General features: G+C 72.7%; 10 protein-coding genes. 3 read left to right on the top strand and 7 right to left on the bottom strand.

Going from position 1 to position 17995, the window contains the following annotated elements:
- Window positions 1–116 precede the first annotated feature (116 nt).
- Window positions 117–2099 carry an acetoacetate--CoA ligase gene (locus AB0J93_RS14170; RefSeq protein ID WP_363921717.1) on the bottom strand — a complete coding sequence of 661 codons (1983 nt, stop codon included), beginning with the start codon at window positions 2097–2099 and terminating at the stop codon, window positions 117–119.
- A gap of 199 nt (window positions 2100–2298) precedes the next feature.
- On the bottom strand, window positions 2299–2820 hold the full coding sequence (locus AB0J93_RS14165; RefSeq protein ID WP_363921715.1) for a hotdog domain-containing protein: 522 nt from the start codon (window positions 2818–2820) through the stop codon (window positions 2299–2301).
- 23 nt (window positions 2821–2843) lie between these two features.
- On the opposite strand from AB0J93_RS14165, the gene AB0J93_RS14160 reads away from it, so the two are divergent.
- Window positions 2844–3503: a hypothetical protein gene (locus AB0J93_RS14160; RefSeq protein ID WP_363921713.1), complete on the top strand. Its 660-nt coding sequence runs from the start codon at window positions 2844–2846 to the stop codon at window positions 3501–3503.
- A gap of 65 nt (window positions 3504–3568) precedes the next feature.
- Here the strand turns inward: AB0J93_RS14160 and AB0J93_RS14155 are convergent, their stop codons facing one another.
- Window positions 3569–4732: an acyl-CoA dehydrogenase family protein gene (locus tag AB0J93_RS14155; protein ID WP_363921711.1), complete on the bottom strand. Its 1164-nt coding sequence runs from the start codon at window positions 4730–4732 to the stop codon at window positions 3569–3571.
- A 251-nt stretch (window positions 4733–4983) separates the two neighbouring features.
- On the opposite strand from AB0J93_RS14155, the gene AB0J93_RS14150 reads away from it, so the two are divergent.
- Both AB0J93_RS14150 and AB0J93_RS14145 read left to right on the top strand, forming a co-directional pair.
- A complete protein-coding gene (locus AB0J93_RS14150; protein WP_363921709.1) occupies window positions 4984–6411 on the top strand; it encodes a UDP-glucose/GDP-mannose dehydrogenase family protein in 1428 nt (475 codons plus the stop codon).
- A 110-nt stretch (window positions 6412–6521) separates the two neighbouring features.
- Entirely contained in the window at window positions 6522–11456 is a 4935-nt protein-coding gene (locus AB0J93_RS14145) for a permease (RefSeq protein WP_363921707.1), read from the top strand.
- 141 nt (window positions 11457–11597) lie between these two features.
- Here AB0J93_RS14145 and purE read toward each other — a convergent pair whose 3' ends face one another.
- From purE to AB0J93_RS14125, 4 genes are all read right to left on the bottom strand, one after another.
- Complete coding sequence (gene purE / locus AB0J93_RS14140; protein WP_093406682.1) at window positions 11598–12089, bottom strand: 5-(carboxyamino)imidazole ribonucleotide mutase; 492 nt, start codon at window positions 12087–12089, stop codon at window positions 11598–11600.
- 5 nt (window positions 12090–12094) lie between these two features.
- Window positions 12095–13282 carry a 5-(carboxyamino)imidazole ribonucleotide synthase gene (locus tag AB0J93_RS14135; protein ID WP_363921705.1) on the bottom strand — a complete coding sequence of 396 codons (1188 nt, stop codon included), beginning with the start codon at window positions 13280–13282 and terminating at the stop codon, window positions 12095–12097.
- A 51-nt stretch (window positions 13283–13333) separates the two neighbouring features.
- Complete coding sequence (locus AB0J93_RS14130; RefSeq protein WP_363921703.1) at window positions 13334–15373, bottom strand: thioredoxin domain-containing protein; 2040 nt, start codon at window positions 15371–15373, stop codon at window positions 13334–13336.
- Window positions 15374–15484: 111 nt separating this feature from the next.
- Window positions 15485–17959, bottom strand: coding sequence for a bifunctional diguanylate cyclase/phosphodiesterase (locus AB0J93_RS14125; protein ID WP_363922047.1), 2475 nt, complete (start codon window positions 17957–17959; stop codon window positions 15485–15487).
- Between the last annotated feature and the right edge of the window lie 36 nt (window positions 17960–17995).

The raw sequence follows: 17995 nt of genomic DNA, 5'->3' as shown, positions 1-17995 counted from the left end.
TCCTTCGGAGCCGAGCCGGAACCCGGGGCCGAGCCGGGGCCCGGCCGGAGCTGGGGCCGAGGCCGGGTGGGCGGCGCTGGGCGCGCGGGGTTGGGGGCTCGGCAACTGGGGGCGGGTCAGGTGGTGGGGCGGTCCGGGGCGCGGTGTTGGGCCAGGGTGGCGAAGGCGGCCAGGGACTCGGGATTGACCAGGGCGCCCTTGGCGGCGGCCTGGTCGACCGGGGTACCGGTGAGGATCTTCTTGACCGGCACCTCGAGCTTCTTCGCCGACAGGGTGCGTGGCACCGCGCGGACCTGGTGGATCTCATCGGGTACGTGTCGGGGGGACAACGCGGTACGCAGCTCGCGGCAGATCGTCCGACGCAACTCGTCGTCGAGCGCAACCCCCTCGGCGAGCACCACGAACAGCAGCAGCTCACCGGCGCCACCCTCGTCGTCCTCCAGGTGCACCACGACCGAGTCGACGACCTCGTCCAGCCCTTCCACGACGGAGTAGAACTCGGCGGTGCCGAGCCGTACGCCGCCCCGGTTGAGGGTGGCGTCGGAGCGACCGGTGATGACGCAGCCGCCCCGGGAGTTGATGGTGATCCAGTCCCCGTGCCGCCACACTCCGGGATAGACGTCGAAGTATGCCTCCCGGTAGCGGACCCCGTCCGGGTCGTTCCAGAATCCCACCGGCATGCTCGGCATCGGCTCGGTGATCACCAACTCGCCCAGTTCCCCGAGGACCGGGGTGCCGTCCGGCGAGCGGGCCTCCACCTTGGCGCCCAGGGCCCGGCAGGCGATCTCACCGGCGTGTACCGGCAGCAGCGGCACACCGCCGACGAAACCGGTGCAGACGTCGGTGCCGCCGGAGAGGGACTGGAGCTGAAGGTCGCTACCGACCGTGTCGTACACCCAGGTGAAGCCCTCGGCGGGCAGTGGCGCGCCGGTGGAGCCGAGGCCGCGCAGCGCGGAGAGGTCGGCGATCTCGCGCGGGACCAGCCCGGCCTTGCGGCAGGCCAGCAGGAAGGGCGCGGAGGTGCCGAAGTACGTGGTGCCGGTCTGCTCGGCCAGCCGCCACATCGCGCCCAGGTCGGGGTGGCCGGGGTTGCCGTCGAACAGCACGATCGCCGCGCCCACCGCCGGTCCGGAGACCAGGAAGTTCCACATCATCCAGCCGGTGGTGGTGAACCAGAAGAACCGGTCCGCCGGACCGAGGTCGTGATGCAGGGCGAGCATCTTCAGGTGTTCCAGCAGAATGCCGCCGTGTCCGTGCACGATCGGCTTGGGCAGCCCGGTGGTGCCGGAGGAGTAGAGCACGTACAGCGGATGGTCGAACGGCACCGGGGTGAAGGCCAGCGGTTCGTCGGTCTCAGCCGCCAGCTCCGCCCAGGCCAGTGCTCCGTTCGCCGGCGAACCGTCGGGGTCGAGGTAGGGGATCGAGACGGTGTGCCGCAGCGACGGCAGCGCCGCCCGGATCGCGGCCACCTCGGCGCGCCGGTCCACCGGCTTGTCGCCGTAGCGGTAGCCGTCCACGGCGACCAGGATCCTCGGCTCGATCTGCTGCCACCGATCGGTGACACTACGGGTGCCGAACTCCGGCGCGCACGACGAGAAGATCGCACCCAGGCTGGCGGTGGCCAGCATCAGCACGTACGTCTCGGGGATGTTCGGGGCGTACGCGGCCACCCGGTCGCCGGTGGTGACGCCGAGCCGGCGCAGTCCGGCGGCGACCCGGCGGACCTGCTCGCGCAGTTGCCCGGCGGTGAGGGTGACCGGCGGCCGGGTCTGCCCGTGTGCCACGACGACCGGCTCGTCGTCGGCCCGGCCCGGCATCCGCAGCACGTTCTCGGCGTAGTTGAGGGTGGCGCCGGGAAACCACCGGGTGCCCGGCATGTCCCGGTCGGCCAGGGTGGCGGTCGGCGGGGTGTGCGCGACGACGCCGAAGTGGTCCCAGATCGACCGCCAGAAGGCATCCAGATCGGTGACCGACCACCGCCACAGGGCGTCGTAGTCGGCGAACGTCAGCCCCCGGCGCTCGGCGAGCCAACGCAGGTAAGCCCCGATCCGTGACCGCTGGAGCACGTCCGCCGGTGGCGTCCACAGCACGTCCGTCACTGGTCCACTCCTCCCCTGGCCCGGCACGACGCTGTGCGGTGGGCCGTGGCGCCATCTTGCCCTACCTCGAAGCGTCATTCTCCGCACCCGCGCCCCGTGGGCGCATGTGCCCGCCCCACACCCCCCGGGTCCGCTCGGTGTGGCCATGCCACCGGGGAGGGGTTACCGATCGCCACCGGAGCGGGGGGTTCGCCGGGCTTCAGGGTGCGCTGCGGGCCGCCTGGATGGCCTGGCGGCGGGCCAGTCGGTGGGCGCGGCGGATCTCCGCCTCGCGCCAGCGCCGCTCGTCCTCCGGCGTCTCCGGCAACACCGGACGCACCGGCCGGGGCGCGCCGCCCACCTCGACCCCGACGAAGACGAGGTACGCGGTGGCCACCCGCACCGGCAACTCGTCGGCCGAGTCCCAGCGCTCGGCCATCACCCGTACGCCGACCTCCATCGAGGTCTGCCCGGTCCAGTTGACCTGGGCGTACGCGTGCACCAGGTCGCCCACCCGGACCGCCTCCGAGAAGACGATCTCGTCGATCGCGGCGGTCACCGCCGTACCGCCACTGTGCCGCGCCGCCGCTGCGCCGGCCACGTCGTCGACGAACTTCATAAGCACCCCGCCGTGCACCGTTCCGTACAGGTTCACGTCCACTGCGGTCATGATCCGACTGAGGGTTACCCGGGAGTACGAGGTCGGCTTGCCCGGCAGGGTGGCGGCGGGGTGCTCGGTCATGTCGGAAACGGTACGGTGCGCGGATGCGACATCTGTGGAGCTTCCTCGCAGGGCTGGTGGTGGTGCCGGTCACCTGGGTGCTGATCACCCTCGGTCAGGACGGGTCGGCCGACACCGTCAACCGGTGGGTGGAGATCGGCACCTCCAACACGGCCAACCTCATCGAACCAGCCGTGTACCTCGCTGTCGGCGGCATCGTGCTGGGTCTGCTCGGCACGCTGCGCATCTCACCGCTCGGCCCGTTGGCGGCCGGGCTGCTGCTGGTCACCCCGTACGTCGGACTGTTCATCACGCCCTTCCGGGTACGCGAGCGCATCCCGTCCGACTGGGAGTTTCTCGGCGACCCGCTGCCACTGGGGCTACCGGTGGAGAACGGGACGCTCTTCCTGATCGGCATGCTGCTGCTGATCGCGACGTTCAGCGGGCAGCGGTGGCGACAATGGCCGACCCCGGTGCCGCAGCCAGCGTCGACGACGCCCGACGCGCCAGCACCGGACCCGACGTCGACCGACTGGTCGCCGACCCCGTCGGCGGAACGGGACACCGTGCCGCTGAGCCTGGGCTATCCGGATCCGGATCCGGATCCGACGCCGACCGAGCCGCTGCCCCGGCGTACCGGAGGTGGGTCGCCCTGGTCGGCACCGCCGGGCAACCTGCCCCGACGCGACGACGCCACCAGCTGATCACCGAACGTCACCTCCGCCCGGCAACCGCGCGGGCGGAGGTGGCGGTGGTCTCCCCCGGACCGTCAGTCCTTGAGCAGTTGGCGGGCCATCACGATGCGCTGCACCTGGTTCGTACCCTCGTAGATCTGGGTGATCTTGGCGTCCCGCATCATCCGCTCGACGGGGTAGTCACGGGTGTAGCCGTAGCCGCCGAGCAGTTGGACCGCGTCGGTGGTGATCTCCATCGCGGCGTCCGAGGCGAAGCACTTGGCCGCCGCGCCGAAGTAGGTCAGATCGGCGTCGCCCCGCTCGGACCGGCCGGCCGCCGCGTACGTCAACTGCCGGGCCGCCTCCAGCTTCATGCCCATGTCGGCGAGCATGAACTGCACGCCCTGGAACTCGGCGATCGCCTTGCCGAACTGCCGGCGCTCGGCGACGTACCCCTTGGCGTAGTCGAGCGCACCCTGCGCGATGCCCACCGCCTGCGCGGCGATTGTGACCCGGGTGTGGTCCAGGGTCTTCATCGCGGTGGCGAAGCCGGTGCCCTCGGCGCCGATCATCCGGTCCGCCGGGATCCGCACGTTGTCCAGGTAGACCTCTCGGGTCGGCGAACCTTTGATGCCCAGCTTCTTCTCGGGTGCACCGAAGCTGACCCCCGGATCGGACTTCTCGACCACGAAGGCGGAGATGCCCCGGGACCGGGCGGCGGGGTCGGTCGCCGCGAAGACGCTGTAGAACTCCGAAACACCTGCGTTGGTGATCCAGCGCTTCACACCGTTGAGCACCCAGTGATCGCCGTCACGTACCGCCCGGGTGGTCATCGCGGCCGCATCGCTACCCGCCTCCGGCTCGGAGAGGCAGTACGAGAACATCGCCTCGCCGCCGGCGACAGGTGTCAGGTAGCGGCTCTTGAGTTCGTCGGAGCCCGCCAGCAGCAGCGGCATGGTGCCCAGCTTGTTCACCGCCGGGATCAGTGAGGAGGAGGCGCAGGCCCGCGCGACCTCCTCGATCACGATTGCCGTGGCCAGCGCGTCCGCACCGGCCCCGCCGTACTCGACCGGGATGTGCGGTGCGTGGAAGTCGGCGGCACGTAGTGCGTCGTACGACGCCTTCGGGAACTCACCGGTCTCATCGGCCTCGGCGGCGTGCGGAGCCACCTTGGCCGCACAGACCTCACGGACCGCTTCCCGGATCGCCTCGTGCTCCTCCGGCAGGCGGTACGCGTCGAACGACTGCTCTGCGGCCATGTCGGCCCCTCCCCTTCACCGCTATCATGCGCAGTCTGTAGCGTCACCTGGACACCCACCGCGCAGACTGAAGGATAACGACCACAGTTCAGGTGATGTTACCGGCGCGTAGGCTGGGTCACGACGAAGCCCTGACACCGCTCGGCGATGATGGAACCCAGCAGACGAACCACCTCTCCGGCGCCCCGCCTTGGCGCCGCAAAGGAACGCGACGCAGCCACGCGGCGCCAGTGCGAGCGGAGAAGACAGGCGTGACCATCCCGTACCCGAACACCCAGCCGGTGCCCGCCATCGCGGCGGTCACGCCCCCCTCGGGCGCCTCCCGGCCTCGGGTGACCTTCCTGGGCACCGGCTACCTCGGCGCGACCTACGCCATCTGTTACGCCGAACTCGGCTACGAGGTGCTCGGCTTCGACGTCGACGCGGACAAGATCGCCAAACTGAACGCGGGCGAGGTGCCGATCCACGAGCCCGGGCTGGACGAGCTGCTGCGCCGTAACCTGGCCGCCGGTCGGCTGCGATTCAGCACCGACATCGCCGAGACCGCCGACTTCGGTGACGTGCACTTCATCTGCGTCGGCACCCCGCAGCGGGCCGACGGCATGGGCGCCGACCTGTCCTACGTCGAAGCGTCGGTCACCGGCCTCGCCCAACACCTGACCCGCAAGGCGCTGATCGTCGGCAAGTCCACCGTCCCGGTCGGCACCGCCGAATGGGTGGAACAACTCGTCGGCAAACACACCCCCACCGACCTCGGCGTCGAGGTCGCCTGGAGCCCCGAGTTCCTCCAGGAGGGCTTCGCCGTCGACGACGTGCTGCGCCCCAACCGCATCGTGGTCGGCGTGAAGAGCGAATGGGCCAACGGCATGCTCTACGCCGCCCACAAGGGCGTGTTCGACCTCGCCGCCACCGAGGACCGCGAAGTACCCCTGGTGGTCACCGACTTCGCCACCGCCGAACTGGTCAAGGTCGCCGCGAACGCCTTCCTCGCCACCAAGATCTCCTTCATCAACGCCATGGCCGAGGTCTGCGAAGCCTCCGGCGGCGACGTCACCCAGCTCGCCAAGGCCATCGGCTACGACCCCCGCATCGGCAACCGCTTCCTCCAGGCCGGCCTCGGCTTCGGCGGCGCCTGCCTACCGAAGGACATCCGCGCCTTCCAGGCCCGCGCCCAGGAACTCGGCGCCGGCGAAGCACTGCGCTTCCTGCACGAGGTCGACCTGATCAACCTGCGCCGCCGCACCCGCGTCCTGCAACTCGCCGCCGACCTGCTCGGCCGCCGCTCCGGCCCCGCCGGCCCCGACCTGTCCGGCACCCGCATCGCCGTGCTCGGCGCCACCTTCAAACCCAACACCGACGACGTACGCGACGCCCCCGCCCTCGCCGTCGCCGCCCTGCTCCACAAGGCCGGCGCCGACGTGCACGTCTACGACCCCCAGGGCATGGAGAACGCCCGCCGGGCCGTACCGGAACTGACCTACGAGCCCGACATGGCCGAGGCGGTCACCGGCGCCGACCTGGTCTGCGTCCTCACCGAATGGGCCGACTTCCGCAACGCCGACCCCAGCCACCTCGGTGACCTGGTCGCCGGCCGCCGCGTCGTCGACGCCCGCAACTGCCTCGACCCCGCACTGTGGACCCAGGCCGGCTGGGAGTACCGGGGCATGGGACGACCCTGATCTCGCCGTTTGGTGATGTTGGCGCTTGACCCGCCGACAACTGTCGAATTCCCGGCCCGCTTTGGGCATGCTGCGACAGTGGGAATCCACAGTGCGGCTGGAGGGGTGTCGTGGCGAACTTTCAGTGCCCTTCGTGCGGCCGGGATATCAAGCCGGCGGTGCGCTGCCCGCACTGCGGCGCGCACCAGCCACAGTGGGCCGAGCACCTGGCGGAGATCGAACGATCAATCGCGGAGTTGAAGGCCCGCGAGGCCGCCATCGCCCGTGAACAACGGCAGCTCGCCGCGAAGATGCAGGCCGCGCTCTTCCAGCGGGACATCCTCTCGCACGCCGGCAGTCAAGGTGACGAGCGGCTCCGGCAGGCCACCCGCCCCCGCCGGGTGCTACGTCGTCGGCCGCCCCGCCGCCCCACGTCCGAGGATGCCTCGCCACCTCGCGACGGTGCGGCTCCGCCGCCCCGGGTGCCCCGCCAGGGTGCCGCCGGCGGCACCCAGGGGCCGCCGCCACCGACCGAAGCTGTCTGGCTGGACGCCGACGACCCTGAGCACCCGCCGGAAGCTTCCTCGCGGGAGGTCCAGAACATCCCGCTCGGCCTCGGCGCGCTGCTGCTCGGCGTCGCCGCCGTGGTGTTCGCCGTGGTCGCCACCAGCTCGATGGACGCATTGGCCCGCCTCGGCATCCTGCTGCTCGCGACGGTCCTGATGCTGCTCGCCCCGCCGGTGCTGATCCGGCGCGGGTTGACCTCGACGGCCGAGACCATCGCCGCTGTTGGTCTGCTCCTGGTGCCCCTCGCCGGGTACGCGTTGTGGGCCGTGGACCGGATCGGCAACGGCGGCGCCTCCGGCGCCGTCTTCGCTGGAGTGATCTTCGCGGTCACCGCTGCCGTCTCCGTCGGCTACGCCGGGTGGACCAGGCTGCGCGCGCCCCGGTTCGCCGCCGTGCTGGCCGCCCAGCCGGTGGTGCCGCTGCTCGCGTACGACCGGATCACCGGGCCGGCGGGCTGGGCGCTGGTGCTGACCGTGGTGGCGCTGCTCGACCTGTGGCTGGCCCGTTCCCCGGTCACCGTGGAGCAGCCCCTCACCGACGCCGCGACCGACTCCGGCCGGTCGAAAGCGCCCCGGCAGCGGTCGGCCGAGGAGGGTCACGCCGACCGGAGGCCGGAGGCGGCGCCCGAGGAGGGCGGCGAACTGCTGGACCTCACCGTCGGCGGCACCGCGACCGCACCGACCCGACCGGTGCCCGGGCTGCGGGAACTGACCTGGGTGCTGCACGGGGTGGCGGTCGCCCTCGCCCTGGCGTACGCGGTGACCGCCCTGCTGCGGACCACCACCGTGCCGGGCGCGACCGGCGTCGGCCTGGTACTCCTCCTCGCCGCCGCCGTCTGCCTGGCCGGGACACTGGTGCTCCGCCGCCCACCCCTGCCCGACCTGGGCGCGGGCGTGTTCACGCTCGCTGTCATCGGCGCCCTGGGGCGGATCGCCTCGGTGGCGCTGCCCGGCCGGGCCCTGCTGTTGATCGCATTGGTCATCACGGTCACCGGTCTCGCGGTGCGGGCGGTACCCGAGTCGGCCCGCCGTGGCCCGCAACTGGCCTCCGCGGTGGCGCTCACGGTCAGCGGGGTGGTGGTCGCCGGCAGCGCGCTGCGTGCCGGAATCGCGCCGGTCCAGGCGGCGCTGCCGGCCTGGGCGGCGGACCTCGACCGCTATCCGGCCGAGCTGGCCGCCGCCGTGGGACCGGCCGCCTGGCAACTCGCCGCCAGCGCCTTCCTGCTGACCGTGGCCGCGGTGCTGGCCCTACCGCCGGAGATCCGCCGCGAGTTCGCGGTGACCGGTGCGGCGCTCACCGCGCTGGCCGTACCGGCTTCCTTCGGCCTGGCCTGGACGTTGGCACCGTGGCCGATGGTGCTGGCCGCGATCGGTATCGGGGCGGCCGGCCTCTCCGCGCGTACGCCCCGCGCCGCCCTGGCGCACGCGGTGGCCGCCGCGGTGGTCGGGCTGGCCGGCGCGGGCGCGGCCCTCACCCGGCCGGCGTCGACCGCCGCCGTGCTGATCGCCCTCGTCGTGGCCGGTGCGCTGATCGCCGCCGCCCCCCGGATCCGGCTCGCCCCAGCGGCGGCGGACACCGTCTCGGCCTGGGCCGCTGGAGGTGCCGCCTTCGCCCTGCCCGGAGCGGTGGCCGCCTTCGTGGCCGCCACCCTGCCGGTGGACACCACGCCGACCCCGGCGAGCCTGCGCGAGGCGACCGTACCGGTGCTCGCGGCCAGTTTCCTCGCCTGCTGTGTGACGCTCGGCTACGCGGCCCTCGTCCAGGTGTCGCAACGCCAGATCCCGGTACCGCTGTCGGTGGGCACCGGTCTGGGCGCGTTGGTGGTCGCCGCGGCCGGTTTCGGTTCACCGGGCGCCACCGTGGCGGACGCCTGGGTCGGCGCGCTGCTGCTGGTCTCCGCGGTGCTGCTCTTCCTGGCTCCCTCGATCGACACCGGCCGCCGCTCCGATCTCACCCTGGACGGTTCCGACCTGGCGGCCGCCGCGGTGACCGCCACGCTGGTCGCCACCCTGCTGCGGATCGGCACCGTGCTCGCGCCGAACGGGCAACTCGCCGTCGCCGCCGCGCTGGTCCTGGTGGTCGCCGTGGCAGCCCGGGCGATGCCCGAGGAGTGGCGACGAGGGCCGGTGCTCGGCCTCACCGTCGGTGGCGTGCTGATCGGGCTGTTGGCGGGCTGGATGGCGCTGCGCGGCGGCGTCGGCGTGCTGGCCACACCCGGCCCGATCTGGAACGGTGACCTGAGTGGTTGGCCGGCGGCGCCGACCGGCGGTACGACCTGGCAGGGCCCGATCGCCCTGGTGCTGCTCGCGGTCGCGGCAGGCATCCTGCTGCCGCCGCCCTGGCGCTATGACGTGGCCGGCGTGGCGGTGGTGCTCGCCACCATCGGTGCTCCCGCCGCGTTCGAGCTCTCCTGGTGGTCGCCGGTCCTGATCGGCGGCATGGTCGCCACCGTTTTCGGGATGGCCGCGGTCGCCACTATCGATCCCCGGGCGGCGCTGTCCCGGATCACGGTGGCCGGGGTGGTCGCGCTGCATGCGGCCGGCGCCGGCCTGGTGCGGCCGTGGACGACCGCGCTGGCCCTGGGCAGCATCGTGCTGATCGGCGCGGTGGTGGCCGCGCTGGCCCGCAACATGGCCGAGCCACTCGTCGAGGACATCGAGGCGGAGGGCATGCCGCCGCACCTGGCGCAGGTCGGTGGTGCGGGTTTGTGCGCGGCACTGTTGGCGCTGCCGGGTGCCACCGCCGCCCTCGCCGTCGAGTTCGGCCACGCCCCGCAGGTGGTGCTCACCGCCGGCCTGGCCGCATCCAGTCTCGGCTTGGCCGCGGTGGCTGCGGTCCGTCGGCAGGTTCCCCAGTACCTGCCCTGGGCCAGCGCCGGGGTGGTCGGCGGAGCGAGCGTTACCGCGCTCGCCGCCGTACCGATCGCCCTGCCCGTCGGGGTCTACGCCGCAGCGGCGGCACTGCTCGGTGTGCTTGCCGAACTCGTGCGAGGGGCGACCGAGCCGCCGGTTGGCGCGGCCCAACCGGTGCGGCGCTGGACCGTGCTGCTCGACGGGGCGCTGCGCCGGCTGCCCGATGACAACCGGCGCCGGTGGCGGGTGAGCCCGGCCGCCGGTGCGCTGGCCGCCGCCGCCCTGCCGACCGTCCTGGCCCTGGTCTCCATCGCCCCGGCGCTGATCGCGGCCCTCGTCGACCCGCATCGCACCGTCGGCCGGATCTGGCAGGGGCCACCGGCGGCCCTGCTCGACCCGCCGCCGGCAGCGGTCAACCCGACCCATGTGCTGACCGCGTTGCTGCTCACCGTGACGGCGGCCCTGGCCGCCACCGGGTTCAGTGGCGGTCGCCGGTCCCGGGCCGTGCCGGTGGTGCTGCCCGGCGCCGCCGTCACCCTGCTCATCGCCCCGATCGCGCTGGGCGGCGGCTGGCCGGCGAGCACCCTGTCTGCCCTGGCCGTGTTCACCATCTCGATGCTGGGGCTGGCGCTGACGCCACCGCCGGCCCTGGTGGAGCCGGCCCGCTCGTTGCGGCTGGCCCGGGTCCTGGTCTTCGTGATCGGGTTGGCGGCGGGTGGGGCCGGCCTCGCCGGCAGCCTCGCCACCCGGGAGCTGACCCTGTTCACCCTCGGCGGTGCGGTCGGGGTCGGGTTGGTGGCCGCCCTCTACGGCCTGACCTCCCGGGCCCGCCTGCTCGGCTGGCTGTTCGCCTCGCTGATGGCGCAACTGTTCGTGCTCACCGCCGGGCTCGTGGCCGGACTCGCCCCGGTCTGGTCGGCGTTCGGGGTGCTGGCGGTCGGCGCGGCGTTGCAGGTCTTCTCGGCCACCCTGCCCCGACTTCGCCGCCCGGAGGCACGTCGCGAGGCGGCGACGGTGGAGTGGAGCGGACACGCCGCCGCGCTGATCGCGCTGGCGCTGGCCTTCGACTCACCTCGGCACATCGCCGCGCTGCTCGCCGCCTGGGGTGCGGTCCTCGGCGTCGCGGCGACCCGGCCCGGCCGCCGGCCGACGGAGCGAAGGGTCCTGTTCTGGGCGGTGGTGCTCTGCGAGATCACCGCCTGGTGGATCCTGATGCGGGTCGCCGACGTGGCCCTGCCCGAGGCGTACACGCTGCCGTTCGCCGCGCTGGCCCTGCTGGTCGGGGTGCTGGAGCTACGCCAGCGCACCGACCTGAGCAGTTGGGTGGCGTACGGTCCGGCACTGCTCGCCGCCTTCGTGCCGACCCTGGCGATCGTGCTGGCCACCGATTCGAGCACGATGCGCCAGGTGCTGCTGCTGCTCGGCGCGGTCGCCGTGCTGGTCTTCGGCTCGATGACCCAGCAGCAGGCACCGGTCATCGTCGGTGCGGTGGTCACCGCCATCGCGGCCGTGCACGCGCTGTTCAGCCTCGGACCATGGCTGGCGCTGATCCCGGTCGGCTTCCTGCTGCTGATTCTCGGCGCCAGCAACGAACGCCGCCGCCGCGCCCAGGAACGCCTGCAGACGGCGCTACGCGGCATGCGGTGAGACCGGAGGGTCAACGCAGCCGCCGTCGCGGTGCAGCAGAGCGAGCCGGCGCCGACGGTGGTCCGCTCCGCTTGCGGCGTCCCGGCCCCTGCCCGCTCGGGGAGGCCGCTGGATGCCGCAACCGGTAGCGGACCATCCGGGTCAAGCCAGGGAGGCGCGGAGCGCGGCGTCCTTCTCGGCGACCAACTGCTCCAGGTCGGCCTGGTACGCCGACATCCGGTCGAGCAGGGCACGGTCAGCAGTGGCGAGGATACGGACGGCGAGCAACCCGGCGTTGCGGGCGTTGCCGATCGACACGGTCGCCACCGGCACCCCGGCCGGCATCTGCACGATGGACAACAGCGAGTCGATGCCGTCGAGGTGCTTCAGCGGCACCGGTACGCCGATCACCGGCAACGGGGTCACCGACGCGACCATGCCGGGCAGCGCCGCCGCGCCACCGGCCCCCGCAATGATCACTTTGAGCCCACGGTCGGCGGCGGCCCGACCATAGTCGATCATCTTGACCGGGGTGCGGTGCGCCGAGACCACCTCGACCTCGTACGGCACCTCGAACTCGGTGAGCACCTCTGCGGCGGCCTTCATCGTCGGCCAGTCCGAGTCGCTCCCCATGATCACACCGACCGTGCTCACGCTGCTCATTCCTCCGATGTTCCGTCCCGCAACCAGCTGGCGGCCCGGGCGGCCCGGGCGCGTACCTCGTCCAGATCGTCGCCGAGCACCGTGACATGACCGATCTTTCGGCCGGGACGGACCTGCTTGCCGTACAGGTGCACCCGGGCGCTCGGCTCGGCGGCGAAGAGGTGGTGCAACCGCTCGTCGACCGACATGCCGCCCGGCTGCCCGCCGAGCACGTTCGCCATCACCACCACCGGGGCGGTCAACGAGGTGTCGCCCATCGGGTAGTCAAGCACCGCCCGCAGGTGCTGCTCGAACTGCGACGTGCGGGCACCCTCGATGGTCCAGTGCCCCGAGTTGTGCGGGCGCATGGCCAGCTCGTTCACCACGAGCCGACTACCGCCCGGTGCCGCCGAATCGGCCACCTCGAACAGCTCCACCGCGAGCAGGCCCACCACGCCGAGCGCGGTGGCCAGGTCGATGGCGAGCTGCTGCGCGGCGACCGCCAGGTCCTCGGCCAGGCCGGGTGCCGGGGCCAGCACCTCGACGCAGATCCCGTCACGCTGGACCGTCTCGACGACCGGGTAGACCGCGACCTGCCCGAACGGCGAACGCGCCACCTGCACGGCCAGTTCCCGGCGCAGCGCCACCCGTTCCTCGACGATCAGCTTCGTGCCACCGGCCAGCAGCGTCTCCGCCAACTCGGTCGCGACGGCCGGGTCGGTGGCCAGCCAGACACCCCGCCCGTCGTACCCACCACGGGCGGCCTTGAGCACGACCGGCCAGCCGACCTCGTCGCCGAAGGCGACCAGATCGGCGGGGGACGCGACCGGTCGCCAGCGCGGATTCGGCGCGTCGAGGGTGCCGAGCCGTTCCCGCAGCACCTGCTTGTCCTGGGCGTGCACCAGGGCGTCGGCGGGCGGGAACAGCTTCACCCCCTCGTCGGCCAGGGTGCGGATGTGTTCGGTCGGGACGTGCTCGTGGTCGAAGGTGACCACCTCGCAGCCCTTGGCGAAGGTGCGCAGCGCGGCGAGGTCGGTGTGGTCGCCGTACTGGACGTCGGCGGCGACCAGGGCCGCCCCGTCGTCCGGGGTGAGCGCGAGCACACGCAGCGACTGGCCGAGGGAGATGGCAGCCTGGTGGGTCATCCGGGCCAGCTGGCCGCCGCCCACCATGCCGACAACGGGCAGACCGGTACGGGAATCCATAGCGGCGTCAGCCTATCCGGGCCGGACCCGGCACCGACCGGCGGATCCGGCTCACCGCAACTGCCCCACCAGCTCCTCGACGCCGGTCACCGGCCGCTGGCAGACGAAACCCCGACAGACGTACGCGGCGGCCCGCCCGTCGACCAGCGGACGGCCGGCCAGCAGCGGAATCCCCGGCTGGTCCGGGGAGCCCGCCACGATCACCGCGCCGGGCGGGGCGTGCCGGTACGCCGCGGCCACCAGCGGGTCGCCCGCCGGATCCTCGGTCGCCACCGCGATCTCGTACGGCCCGGAGAGCAGCGCCTCGCCCACGGTCGCCGCGTACCCGGTGAAGCGGGCGTGTCGCCCGACGATCGGCGCAACGGTGGACAGGGCCGCCTCGGCGGCCTCGCGGTAGCGGTTCTCCCCGGTCAACGCCGCGTACGCGACAAGGGCGGCGACGATGGCGGACCGGCCGGAAGGGGTGGCGTTGTCCGTCGGATCGGCCGGCCGGGCGACCAGCTGTTCCGCGTCGTCGGCGGTGTCGTGGAACGCCCCGCCGGGCGCGGCGAAGTGCGCCAGCGCGGCGTCGACCAGTTGGCCCGCCAGTTCCAGCCACCGCCCCTCGCCGGTGACCTGGTGCATGGCGCAGAACGCCTCGGCCACGCAGCCGTAGTCCTCCAGTACCCCGGCCGGATCGCCGGCCCGACCGTCGCGGGAGGCGCGGCGCAGCCGGCCGTCGACGACATGTACCCGGGCCAGGTACTCGGCGGCGTCCCGCATCGCCCCGTCGGCGACGATCGTGACCCCCTCCAGCAGGTTCGCCTCGCCCTCGGTGCCGATCCGGCCGGTGGTCTCGACCAGCCGGACGAACTCGGCCAGCGCGGTGATCGCCAGGCCGTTCCAGGCGGCCACCACCTTGTCGTCACGCGCCGGTTGAGGACGGGCGTCCCGGGCGGCCAGCAGTCGTCGGACCACCACCTGCCAGCGTTCCCGCACCGCCGGGTCCGCGTCGTCGACGTCGCGGGCCAGCCGCAGCACGCTCGTGCCCTTCTCGAAGCTGCCGGCGTCGGTCACCGCGAAGAGGTCGGCGGCCCAGCGACCGTCCTCCTCGCCCAGCACCTGGACCAGCTCGGTCGGCGTCCAGACGTAGGTGAGACCCTCGACGCCCTCGGTGTCCGCGTCAAGTGCGGAGGCGAAGCCCTGCCCGGGCCGGTGCAACTCGTCGGCGAGGAACCGCGCGGTGTCCCGGGCGACCCGCAGCGCCAGGGCGTCGCCGGTGAGTCGCCACAGCTGGGTGTAGACCCGCAGCAGCAGGGCGTTGTCGTAGAGCATCTTCTCGAAGTGCGGCACGGTCCAGTGCCCGTCCACCGAATACCGGGCGAAGCCGCCGGCAAGCTGGTCGTGGATGCCGCCCCGGGCCATCGCCTCGCAGGTGTGCCGGACGATCTCCAGGCTCCGGGCCGAGCCGGCGCGCTGGTGGTGGCGCAGCAGGAAGAGCAGGTTCATGTGCGGGGGGAACTTCGGCGCCCCGCCGAACCCGCCGTTGACCTCGTCGTACTCGCTGGCCAGCTGATCTGCGGCGGCGTCGAGCAGCTCGGCGGTGAGCGGGGCGGTGGGCCCGCCGACGGCCTGGGCGCCACCGATCGCCTCGACCACCGCGGCGCCCTGGCGCAGCACGGCCTCGCGCTGGTCCCGCCACGCGGTGCCGACCGACTCCAGCAGCCGGACGAAGTTCGGGCGGGGAAAGTACGTGCCGCAGAAGAACGGGGTGCCATCCGGCGTGGCGAAGACCGTCATCGGCCAGCCGCCCTGACCGGTCATGGCCTGCGTCGCCGTCATGTAGACCGCGTCGACGTCGGGCCGTTCCTCGCGGTCCACCTTGATCGAGACGAAGCCCTCGTTGAGCAGCTTGCCGACGCCGTCGTCCTCGAACGACTCGTGCGCCATCACATGACACCAGTGGCAGGCCGAGTACCCGACCGAGATCAGCACCGGCACGTCCCGCCGTTTCGCCTCGGCAAACGCCTCGTCGCACCAGGGCCACCAGTCCACCGGGTTGTCGGCGTGCTGGAGCAGATACGGGCTGGTCGCCTCCGCAAGTCGATTCACCCACCGACCATATCCAGCCACACCCACCCCACCGGTGTTGATCAAGAAGTTTGCGTCGGTGCCGGGCCCCCCGCCGACCAGAACTTCTTGGTCAACACGAGAACGGGAGGGTCAGGAGGCGCCGTCGGCGCGAAGGGGGAGGACGTTGGTGGGGGGTTGGGCGGCGAGGGAGTTGAGGACGGCGGCGATCTTGTCGGCCGGCATCGGCTTGAAGAAGTGGTAGCCCTGGGCGGCGGTGCAGCCCAGCTCGACCAGCGCGGAACGCTGCGCGGCCGTCTCCACCCCCTCGGCCACCACCCGCAGGCCCAACTGATGGGCCAACCCGACGGTGCTGCGCACGATGGCCGCCGCCTGCGGTGAATCCGCCATCTGAAGCACGAAGGAGCGGTCCACCTTCAGCTCGTCCACCGCGACCCGGGTGAGGAACGCCAGCGACGAGAAGCCGGTGCCGAAGTCGTCCACCGCGAGCTGCACACCCATCGACCGCAACGTGGTGAGCACCTGGTCGATGACCTCCAGCTCGCTCATCACCACCGTTTCGGTGATCTCCAGGACCAGCCGGTCCGCCGGCAGCTGGTGCCGACGCAGCGCCTCGGCGATCTCCGCCGGCAATCTCGGATTCAGCAGGCTACGCGCGGACAGGTTGACCGAGATGGGTACGTCCAGGCCCTCCCGGGCCCAGTCGGCAGCCACGGCGAGCGCCTTGTCGAGCACGTAGCGGGTGAAGGCGCCGAGCTGCTCGCTGTTCTCCACCGGCCGGATGAAGTCCGCGGGCCCCAACCAGCCCCGCCTCGGGTGCCGCCACCGAATCAACGCCTCCACGCCGGTCGGTGCCCCGGTGACCAGGTCCACGGCCGGCTGCAACACGAGCACCAACTGGTCGTCGGCCTGCAACGCCTCCCGCAGCTCCGCGAGCAGGGCGAGCTGGTCGGTGCTGGCCGCGTCACGCGAGGTGTCGTACGCGGCCACGCTGACGCCACCCGACTTGGCCTGGTACATCGCGATGTCGGCGCGGCGCAGCAGCTCGGTCAGGTCGGCGGTGCCGGCCGGGGCCACCACCACCCCGACGGAGACCTCGACGGACATCCGCACCCCGGCCACCTCGGTGGGCGCGGCCAGCCGCTCGGCGATGTCCCGGGCCTGACGCAGCGCGTACGCCATCGGTGCCGCGCGGTCGCCGACCACCGGGACCGAGCTCAGCAGCAGGGCGAACTCGTCGCCGCCGAGCCGGGCCAGCAGATCGCCCGAGCGGGCCAGGGCACCCAGCCGGTTCGCGGTCAACCGCAGCAGCTGGTCACCGGCGGCGTGCCCGAGAGTGTCGTTGACCTCCTTGAACTGGTCGATGTCCAGCAGCAGCAGGGCGACCGGATGATCATGGGACAACTGCCGCAACGCCTGGTCGCCCTTGCCGAGCATCGCCGCCCGGTTGGCCAGGCCGGTCAACGGATCGTGCACCGCCTCGTACGACGAGCGAGCCGTGACCAGGCGCAGTTCCCGGTGGGTGGCGGCATCGTGCAGTGCCGCGGCGAGGGTGTCGGCGAAGGCCTCGTGGGCGTCGCGTTCCCGACCGGTGGCCGGCGCCGTGCGGGGGAATCGCACGCGCAAGCGGCCCACCCGGGTCTCGCCGACCGACAGGTCGCGGACCAGTTCCCCCGGCTCGGGTTCGTCGCCGCCTGGCGGGGCGATCTCCCGGTCGACCACCTGACCGCCCGGGTCACCCCGGTAGCGGCGCCACCGTCCGTCGCCCCGGGCCACCTCCACGTCGACCAGTTCCGCCTCGAACAGCGCCAGCGCCCCGGTGACACCGGCCGTGGCCACACCCCGCTCGTCGAGTTGGTTGAGCGTCTTCGTGGCCTCGGCGAACGACCGCCAGGTACGCCGGTCGCGGTCCTGGAGCAGTCGCTGTCGATAGGTCTGCTGCAGCAGCCACAGCGGAGCTGGCAGCAACAAAAGCCAGCGTGGGTCGATCTCGATCAGCACCACCACCAACAGGCCGACCACCACGTTGCCGACGAACATCAGCAGCTTGCCGCGCAGCGCGGCGAGCAACGGGCGCCCGATCGGCATACCGTGCCGCAGCGCCAGCATCACCCCACCCAGCCAGGCGCTGGCCAGTAGGTAGGCGACGGCGCCGGCGGCCATCGCGAGCGTGAGTGACGGGGTCGGAACGGCCAGCGTCGGCTGCCCCAGGGCGGTGGTGACCGCCACCGCCAGCGCGGTGGCGGCGGTGTGCGCGCCCGCGACGCGGATCACGTCCCAGGTGGTGCGGCCGTCGTCCACCACCGAGAGCGCCGTCCAGGCGAGCGTGACGCCGAGCAGCGCGGCCCCCGGCAGCCAGCCGGGTGGTACGAGGTAGAGGCAGATGATCAGTGCGGCTTCGGCCCAGGTGACACTTACCACGCCGGCCGCGGCGCGGAACCGGAGCCGAGCCAGCTGGGACAGGGCGAAGAGGGCGACCGCGAAGCCGAAGCGGGCCGGCCCGCCAAGCGGGTCGTCGGCCGGCAGCCCCACCGGCAGGCTCAGCCCCACCACCGCGGCAACCAGCGCGGTGGCCACGACGGCGGCGGTGAGCAGGTGCAGCCCCATCGGCGTACCACGGGCCGTGGGCCGGTCGAGCGGTTG

Source organism: Micromonospora sp. NPDC049374 (genome assembly GCF_040677165.1).
In the GTDB taxonomy this organism is placed as follows: Bacteria; Actinomycetota; Actinomycetes; order Mycobacteriales; family Micromonosporaceae; genus Micromonospora.
Note: the sequence above shows the minus strand (reverse complement) of the source record. Positions and strands in the feature narration are given on the sequence as shown.